Source organism: Staphylococcus sp. EG-SA-15 (genome assembly GCF_017151895.1).
In the GTDB taxonomy this organism is placed as follows: Bacteria; Bacillota; Bacilli; order Staphylococcales; family Staphylococcaceae; genus Staphylococcus; species Staphylococcus aureus.
Genome location: NZ_JACVZN010000019.1, coordinates 44,572 through 52,362, shown reverse-complemented (window position 1 = coordinate 52,362; position 7,791 = coordinate 44,572). Strand labels below are relative to the sequence as shown.

6 protein-coding genes and 1 pseudogene are annotated in these 7,791 nt (G+C 34.5%); all 7 read left to right on the top strand.

Annotation, left to right across the window (positions count from 1 at the left end; all coding sequences use genetic code 11):
• Positions 1–109, top strand: a 109-nt coding sequence (locus IDG64_RS15175) for a hypothetical protein (protein WP_241012142.1), incomplete at its 5' end; no start/stop codon positions are given.
• A gap of 15 nt (positions 110–124) precedes the next feature.
• Positions 125–1,138 (top strand): pyridoxal phosphate-dependent aminotransferase, encoded by a 1,014-nt coding sequence (locus tag IDG64_RS09295; RefSeq protein ID WP_000639181.1) that lies wholly within the window; start codon positions 125–127, stop codon positions 1,136–1,138.
• Positions 1,107–1,685, top strand: a complete 579-nt coding sequence (hisB, locus tag IDG64_RS09290) for an imidazoleglycerol-phosphate dehydratase HisB (RefSeq protein WP_000640266.1) — start codon at positions 1,107–1,109, stop codon at positions 1,683–1,685. The genes IDG64_RS09295 and hisB overlap by 32 nt, the downstream gene beginning before the upstream one ends.
• On the top strand, positions 1,682–2,260 hold the full coding sequence (hisH, locus tag IDG64_RS09285) for an imidazole glycerol phosphate synthase subunit HisH (protein WP_000635623.1): 579 nt from the start codon (positions 1,682–1,684) through the stop codon (positions 2,258–2,260). The genes hisB and hisH overlap by 4 nt, the downstream gene beginning before the upstream one ends.
• A complete protein-coding gene (hisA, locus tag IDG64_RS09280; protein ID WP_000571738.1) occupies positions 2,253–2,957 on the top strand; it encodes a 1-(5-phosphoribosyl)-5-((5-phosphoribosylamino)methylideneamino)imidazole-4-carboxamide isomerase in 705 nt (234 codons plus the stop codon). The genes hisH and hisA overlap by 8 nt, the downstream gene beginning before the upstream one ends.
• Positions 2,954–4,341, top strand: a pseudogene (gene hisF, locus IDG64_RS15170) (imidazole glycerol phosphate synthase subunit HisF). Before hisA ends, hisF begins: the two are co-directional and overlap by 4 nt.
• Before the next feature lie 1,073 nt (positions 4,342–5,414).
• Positions 5,415–7,457, top strand: a complete 2,043-nt coding sequence (lip1, locus tag IDG64_RS09265) for a YSIRK domain-containing triacylglycerol lipase Lip1 (RefSeq protein ID WP_000842038.1) — start codon at positions 5,415–5,417, stop codon at positions 7,455–7,457.
• Positions 7,458–7,791: the final 334 nt, after the last annotated feature.

Sequence of the window (7,791 nt, the reverse complement as noted above, 5' to 3'; positions counted from 1 at the left end):
CCATTTATCAAAAGATACGTTTGAACAAATTGCTGATTCAGCACAACATATTGCTCATGTTGAAGCATTATACAATCACCAGCAGTCTATTTTAATACGTCAGTCTTAGGGGAGTGTAATTGAAATGATTTATATTGATAAAAATGAAAGTCCAGTTACGCCGTTGGATGAAAAAACAATGACGTCTATTATTAGTGCAACGCCATATAATTTATATCCTGATGCAGCATATGAACAATTCAAGGAAGCTTATGCTAAGTTTTACGGATTATCGCCTGAACAAATTATTGCAGGAAATGGATCTGATGAATTGATTCAAAAGTTAATGCTGATCATGCCAGAAGGTCCGGCATTAACGCTAAATCCTGATTTTTTTATGTATCAAGCATATGCGGCACAAGTAAATCGTGAAATTGCATTTGTAGATGCAGGATCAGATTTAACGTTTGATTTGGAAACCATTTTAACGAAAATCGATGAAGTACAACCATCATTTTTTATTATGAGTAATCCACATAACCCTTCAGGCAAGCAATTTGATACGGCATTTTTAACAGCTATTGCAGATAAGATGAAAGCATTAAACGGATACTTTGTCATTGATGAAGCATATTTAGATTATGGTACGGCATATGACATGGAACTGGCACCACACATCTTAAGAATGCGTACATTATCAAAGGCGTTTGGAATTGCCGGCTTAAGATTAGGTGTCTTAATTAGTACTGCTGGAACGATAAAGCATATTCAAAAAATAGAACATCCATATCCATTAAATGTATTTACGCTAAATATTGCGACTTATATTTTTAGACATAGAGAAGAGACAAGAGTATTTTTAACGATGCAACGACAGTTAGCTGAGCAGTTAAAACAAATATTTGATACACATGTTGCAGATAAAATGTCAGTATTCCCATCAAATGCCAATTTTGTACTTACTAAAGGTTCAGCAGCGCAACAATTAGGACAATACGTATATGAACAAGGATTTAAACCTCGCTTTTATGATGAGCCGGTGATGAAGGGCTATGTAAGATACTCAATTGCAACAGCACCACAGTTAAACCAATTAGAAGAAATTGTTAAAGAATGGAGCGCAAAATATGATTTATCAAAAACAACGAAACACAGCTGAAACACAACTAAATATTTCAATATCAGATGACCAGTCACCATCGCATATTAATACAGGTGTGGGCTTTTTAAATCATATGTTAACATTGTTTACATTTCATAGCGGTCTGTCATTAAACATTGAGGCACAAGGTGATATTGACGTAGATGATCACCATGTAACTGAAGATATCGGCATTGTCATTGGCCAATTGTTACTTGAAATGATTAAAGATAAAAAGCATTTCGTTCGTTATGGAACGATGTACATTCCAATGGATGAAACATTAGCACGTGTCGTTGTGGATATAAGTGGGCGCCCATACCTATCATTCAATGCATCATTAAGTAAAGAAAAAGTTGGTACGTTTGATACGGAGTTAGTAGAAGAATTTTTTAGAGCGGTCGTAATCAATGCAAGATTAACAACGCATATTGATTTAATTCGTGGAGGTAATACACACCATGAAATTGAAGCTATATTCAAAGCGTTTTCCCGTGCATTAGGCATAGCGCTAACTGCAACTGATGATCAGCGTGTGCCGTCATCGAAAGGTGTGATTGAATGATTGTTATCGTTGATTATGGATTAGGGAATATTAGTAATGTAAAACGCGCTATTGAACATTTAGGGTATGAGGTGGTTGTCTCAAATACCTCAAAAATAATCGATCAAGCAGAAACAATCATATTGCCCGGTGTCGGCCATTTTAAAGATGCGATGTCAGAGATAAAACGACTAAATCTCAATGCAATATTGGCTAAGAATACTGATAAGAAGATGATTGGTATTTGTTTAGGCATGCAATTAATGTATGAGCATAGTGATGAAGGCGATGCATCTGGATTAGGGTTTATCCCAGGAAATATTTCGCGTATCCAAACAGAATACCCAGTGCCGCACTTAGGTTGGAATAATTTAGTGAGTAAGCATCCTATGTTAAATCAAGATGTTTACTTCGTACATTCTTACCAAGCGCCGATGTCAGAAAATGTCATTGCATATGCGCAGTATGGGGCTGATATTCCGGCAATTGTTCAATTTAACAATTATATTGGTATTCAATTCCATCCTGAAAAAAGCGGTACATATGGGTTACAAATTTTGCGTCAGGCAATACAAGGGGGATTTATAAATGATTGAATTATGGCCAGCGATTGATTTGATTGGGTCAACAAGTGTGAGGTTAACAGAGGGTAAATATGATAGTGAAGAAAAAATGTCACGCTCGGCTGAAGAAAGTATTGCTTACTATAGTCAATTTGAATGTGTGAATCGTATTCATATCGTCGACTTGATAGGTGCTAAGGCACAGCATGCCCGAGAGTTTGATTATATTAAGTCATTGAGGAGATTAACAACCAAAGATATTGAAGTAGGTGGTGGCATTCGTACGAAGTCACAAATCATGGACTACTTTGCCGCAGGGATTAATTATTGCATAGTTGGAACGAAAGGCATTCAAGATACTGATTGGCTTAAAGTGATGGCACATACATTTCCAGGTCGTATTTATCTGTCAGTTGATGCTTATGGAGAAGATATTAAAGTGAACGGATGGGAAGAGGACACAGAGTTAAATTTATTTAGTTTTGTGAGTCAGTTATCGGATATACCTCTTGGAGGCATTATATATACTGATATTGCTAAAGATGGCAAAATGTCCGGACCTAACTTTGAATTAACTGGTCAATTAGTAAAGGCAACGACGATTCCTGTCATTGCTTCCGGTGGTATTAGACATCAGCAAGATATTCAACGATTAGCGTCGCTAAATGTTCACGCTGCTATTATAGGAAAGGCTGCACATCAAGCATCTTTTTGGGAGGGGCTAAAATGATTAAAAAACGTATCATTCCATGTTTAGATGTCAAAGATGGTCGTGTCGTTAAAGGGATTCAATTTAAAGGATTAAGGGATATTGGGAATCCTGTTGATTTAGCAATGTATTACAATGAAGCGGGTGCTGATGAATTAGTATTTTTAGACATCTCTAAGACGGAAGAGGGTCATAGCTTAATGCTAGAAGTGATTGAACAGACAGCGTCACGCTTGTTTATCCCTCTTACTGTAGGGGGTGGGATTCAAAGTCTCGATGATATTACTCAATTGTTAAATCATGGTGCAGATAAAGTATCATTAAATTCAAGTGCTTTAAAAAATCCACAGCTCATTAAACAAGCGAGTGATAAATTCGGTAGACAATGCATCTGTATAGCAATTGATAGCTATTATGATCCTGAAAGAAAAGCACATTATTGTTGTACGCATGGTGGTAAAAAGATGACAAATATTAAAGTATATGACTGGGTACAGCAAGTAGAACAGTTAGGTGCAGGTGAGCTCCTCGTTACAAGTATGGGACATGATGGTATGAAGCAAGGATTTGATATTGAACACCTAGCAAATATTAAGTCTCTTGTAAATATTCCAATCATTGCTTCTGGTGGTGGTGGCAATGCACAACACTTTGTAGAATTATTTGATCAGACGGATGTTTCTGCAGGTTTAGCTGCAAGTATATTACATGACCGAGAAACGACGGTTCAATCTATTAAAGAAGTGATACGGCAAGGGGGTATAGCAGTAAGATGACCAAATATAAAATTGATTTTAGCAAAGGTTTAGTGCCAGCAATTTTACAAGATAATCAAACAAAACAAGTATTGATGTTGGGCTATATGAATCAAAAAGCTTTTGATAAAACGATAGAAGATGGTGTAGTATGTTTCTATTCGAGGTCGAAACAACGTCTATGGACAAAAGGTGAAACATCTGGTCATACGCAACTTGTTAAAGATATTCATGTAGATTGCGACAATGATACTATTTTAATTGATGTCATACCAAATGGACCAACATGTCATACAGGCAGTCAAAGTTGTTTCAACACAGAAGTTCCATTTTCAGTGCAAACATTAGCGCAGACAGTTCAAGATAGTGCCCAATCCAATAATGAAAAGTCATATACAAAATATTTATTAACAGAAGGTATAGAAAAGATTACGAAAAAATATGGTGAAGAAGCTTTTGAAGTCGTAATTGAAGCAATTAAAGGTGACAAAAAAGCATTTGTAAGTGAAGTAGCAGATGAACTTTATCATTTATTTGTCTTGATGCATGCGCTAGGCGTCGATTTTTCAGAAATTGAGGCAGAATTAGCGCGTAGACATCATAAGCGCAATAACTTTAAAGGCGAACGACAAAATATCGAACAGTGGTAAAACAAGTACGGGCTGAGATATAGAGAAAAGGATCATGGCTTATACACTTACAAATATTGTGGAAAACGTGACATTTTCAAGTTTAAAATACGACACCAACATATTTTAACTATGAATGCTGTGATGGTACTAAAGTTGCAAACGCGTTATAGATAAGTAGTGGATAATCACAATACGAAACCAAAAATAATTATGAAAAGTGAATTGAGCAACTCAGGAATAGATGTCACTGTTAAAGATGTTGAAAAGTATATGAATCGATATAATGAAGTTATGAAGGGAAAAAATGGCGAAAAAGCTAAAGAGAATTTAGTAACCTTTAATATCATAGTTGTCATTATATTCTTTGTATTTATACTGTGAATAAAAATATATCTAGCCTGAAATAGAAATGTCATAGCCTATTTAAAAGACAATCTCCATTAGAACTAAGATGTGCATCCCGAAAGTTGGACTAAAAAACTAACTTTATGGGGTGTATTTTTATGCTAATCAGAGATTAAGTTAAAGCTAGTTCAAGAGTAATTAAACAATAAATTTAAAATAGTAGGATACTTACTTTGAGGGAAGAAAATTAACTGTATATATTTAGTTTAGGAACAAGTATTACGGTTTATCCTGATACAATTATTGTGGATGGGATGATATTTTTAGGTTTAAAATACGACACCAGCAAACATTATAACTGTGATAGCTCATAAATCACCTCATACAGCTAATCTAAAAAAATAATACATCATTGGAATCAAGCCCCAAGCATGTAAATATTAAAAATCACAAAAGATATATGTAAAAAAGTTACAATTTGCATAATTAAATTGTGTCTAATTATTGACTAATTAAATTTTGCCAAATATAATATTAATTAATAATTTGAAATGATTAGCGTATACACTTTAAATTCTCTTTGGAGAATATATTTTTTAAATACAAATGTAAACGCTTTCTCGTCAAATTAAACAATAGAAAGGATGGTCATTATGAGTGCTTGGTTAAGTAAATTATTTGAGTTTATTCCTCGAATAATTATCAATTTGTTTATCTAAAATAAAAAAATAGAGGTGCTGACAATGATGAAAAGTCAAAATAAGTATAGTATTCGTAAATTTAGTGTAGGTGCATCTTCCATTTTAATAGCTACATTACTATTTTTAAGTGGTGGACAAGCACAAGCAGCTGAGAAGCAAGTGAATATGGGAAATTCACAGGAGGATACAGTTACAGCACAATCTATTGGGGATCAACAAACTAGGGAAAATGCTAATTATCAACGTGAAAACGGTGTTGACGAACAGCAACATACTGAAAATTTAACTAAGAACTTGCATAATGATAAAACAATATCAGAAGAAAATCATCGTAAAACAGATGATTTGAATAAAGATCAACTAAAGGATGATAAAAAATCATCGCTTAATAATAAAAATATTCAACGTGATACAACAAAAAATAACAATGCTAATCCTAGCGATGTAAATCAAGGGTTAGAACAGGCTATTAATGATGGCAAACAAAGTAAAGTGACGTCACAGCAACAGTCAAAAGAGGCAGATAATAGTCAAGATTCAAACGCTAATAACAATCTACCTTCACAAAGTTTAACAAAGGAAGCACCATCATTAAATAAGTTAGATCAAACAAGTCAACGAGAAATTGTTAATGAGACAGAAATAGAGAAAGTACAACCACAACAAAATAATCAAGCGAATGATAAAATTACTAACCACAATTTTAACAATGAACAAGAAGTGAAACCTCAAAAAGACGAAAAAACACTATCAGTTTCAGATTTAAAAAACAATCAAAAATCACCAGTAGAACCAACAAAGGACAATGACAAGAAAAATGGATTAAATTTATTAAAAAGTAGTGCAGTAGCAACGTTACCAAACAAAGGGACAAAGGAACTTACTGCAAAAGCGAAAGATGATCAAACGAATAAAGTTGCCAAACAAGGGCAGTATAAAAATCAAGATCCTATCGTTTTAGTGCATGGTTTCAATGGGTTTACAGATGATATTAATCCTTCAGTGTTAGCTCATTATTGGGGCGGTAATAAAATGAACATTCGCCAAGATTTAGAAGAAAATGGTTACAAAGCTTATGAAGCAAGTATAAGTGCTTTTGGAAGTAACTATGACCGCGCAGTTGAACTTTATTATTATATCAAAGGCGGTCGTGTAGATTATGGTGCAGCACATGCAGCAAAATATGGACATGAACGTTATGGAAAAACATACGAAGGAATTTACAAAGACTGGAAACCAGGACAGAAGGTACACCTAGTTGGACATAGTATGGGTGGTCAAACGATACGTCAACTAGAAGAATTACTGCGTAATGGTAATCGTGAAGAAATAGAGTATCAAAAGAAACATGGTGGCGAAATTTCTCCACTATTCAAAGGTAATCATGACAATATGATTTCATCAATTACTACTTTAGGAACACCACATAATGGTACACACGCATCAGATTTAGCTGGTAATGAAGCTTTAGTGAGACAAATCGTATTTGATATCGGTAAAATGTTTGGTAATAAAAATTCAAGAGTAGACTTCGGGTTGGCTCAATGGGGTCTAAAACAGAAGCCAAATGAATCATATATTGATTATGTCAAACGCGTTAAACAATCTAATTTATGGAAATCAAAAGATAATGGATTTTACGATCTGACGCGTGAGGGTGCAACAGATTTAAATCGTAAAACGTCGTTGAACCCTAACATTGTGTATAAAACATACACTGGTGAAGCAACGCACAAAGCATTAAATAGCGATAGACAAAAAGCAGACTTAAATATGTTTTTCCCATTTGTGATTACTGGTAACTTAATCGGTAAAGCTACTGAAAAAGAATGGCGAGAAAACGATGGTTTAGTATCCGTTATTTCTTCTCAGCATCCATTTAATCAAGCTTATACAAATGCGACGGATAAAATTCAAAAAGGCATTTGGCAAGTGACGCCTACAAAACATGATTGGGATCATGTTGACTTTGTAGGACAAGACAGTTCTGATACAGTGCGCACAAGAGAAGAATTACAAGATTTTTGGCATCATTTAGCAGACGATTTAGTGAAAACTGAAAAGGTGACTGATACTAAGCAAGCATAATTTATAAAGTAAAGGGAGGTATATACAATGACAGCAGACTTCTTTCAATTAATCGGATCATTATTTAGAATTCTAAAAGAATTATTCAAGTAATATCTTGGCGGGGCCCCAACAAAGAAGATGGCGGAAAGTCAGGTTACAATAATGTGCAAGTTGGGGTGGGACGACGAAATAAATTTTGCGAAAATATCATTTCTGTCCCACTCCCATTGGCATTTACGAAGTTTAAATGTGCAATTAGAATATATGTATAACATTATTAAACACGCGGTAAAACGAAGTCAGTCAATTCAAACTGATTTCGCCCACCGCGTGTTTTTAACATAGCTTAATA

Bases quoted from the DNA above. Each gene is read 5' to 3' on its own strand.
- hisA (WP_000571738.1), top strand. From the start codon at position 2,253: ATGATTGAATTATGGCCAGCGATTGATTTGATTGGGTCAACAAGTGTG.
- hisB (WP_000640266.1), top strand. From the start codon at position 1,107: ATGATTTATCAAAAACAACGAAACACAGCTGAAACACAACTAAATATT.
- IDG64_RS09295 (WP_000639181.1), top strand. From the start codon at position 125: ATGATTTATATTGATAAAAATGAAAGTCCAGTTACGCCGTTGGATGAA.
- hisH (WP_000635623.1), top strand. From the start codon at position 1,682: ATGATTGTTATCGTTGATTATGGATTAGGGAATATTAGTAATGTAAAA.
- lip1 (WP_000842038.1), top strand. From the start codon at position 5,415: ATGAAAAGTCAAAATAAGTATAGTATTCGTAAATTTAGTGTAGGTGCA.